The 1,109-nt window shown below is 38.6% G+C and carries 1 protein-coding gene; it reads right to left on the bottom strand.

Features of this window, described 5'->3' with window-relative positions:
- Window positions 1-700, bottom strand: a 700-nt coding sequence (locus AC1DUW_RS29955) for an arginase family protein (protein ID WP_477644326.1), incomplete at its 3' end; no start/stop codon positions are given.
- Between the last annotated feature and the right edge of the window lie 409 nt (window positions 701-1,109).

The following is a 1,109-nucleotide window of genomic DNA, read 5'->3' on the forward strand; positions in this document are numbered from 1 at the left end:
ATTTTTCACCTGCTGGAATAAGTTCCAAAACCTGTTCAAATCCCATCTTTCTCATTTGGCGGGGAGACAAGATGACACTTCCGTATTCTCTGGCAGCATCGACATCTTCTTTTTTACTGCTGCTGATTCCACGAATGCCCAATTGAAAAATCTTTTGAACATGATTCATTTCAGATAAGCGGCGGATGCAGCTTCCATGTCCAACCCGCATTCCTGAACGGTGATCTGCCCAGTCTAAATGCGCATCAATCTGGATCACATGAAATGGCCCGAGTTCACCCAAGCCCTTTCCTACTGGAATTGTAATGGAATGATCTCCACCTAAAACAACCGGCATTGCACCTTTTGAAACGATTTTCCGAATGGCTTCTTCCGTATTATCATGGGATTGCATCATATCCCCATGTACTATGTCTACATCGCCGCAATCAACAACTTTCCATTTCGGGCCAAGATACATGATATCATTTTCAATATCATAGGCTCCATCTAACCCGAAACTATATAATGTAGAGCCTTCACGAATTCCTCTTGGACCCATTCTTGCGCCTGACTTCCATTGTGTTCCCATATCATTTGGAACTCCAATGACAGCTACATCTGCATCTAGCTGGTCTAGATCCGGACATACGGGATATTTCCCGAAAGTACAGATTCCGGTAAAAGGTAAATTAAGATGTTGTTTTTCATTATTCGACATGTACTTTGCCTCCCACTTGTATTACGTTCTCGTTAATATATACGCAAGCTTCATGCCAACCTATAAAACTAGGCAAAACGGATTTGTGTAGTCAATAATGACTATCAGGAACCAACATATTTTCTGATTACTCGATTCTCCTTAGTAAACGCCACAGAGAAAGAGCGCGGGGGAATATAATTCATATATAGTAAAATATTATTTTTGTTTTATTAGGTCTTAAAAAAGACAAATCTTGATGAACTGGCTTTTTACTCGTAAAATAAAACAATTAGGCTGACAGCTTTCTTTCTGTTAAAGCCCATCTTCAGAATTAATATTTTTAAATTTTAAAATATTGGTGAATTCAAAAAATGCATCCTCTATTATTAGTCAAAAATTTCTTCGATGTAAGCATTACTCATCGAAG

This window comes from Peribacillus sp. P4_C12, from assembly GCF_056402095.1.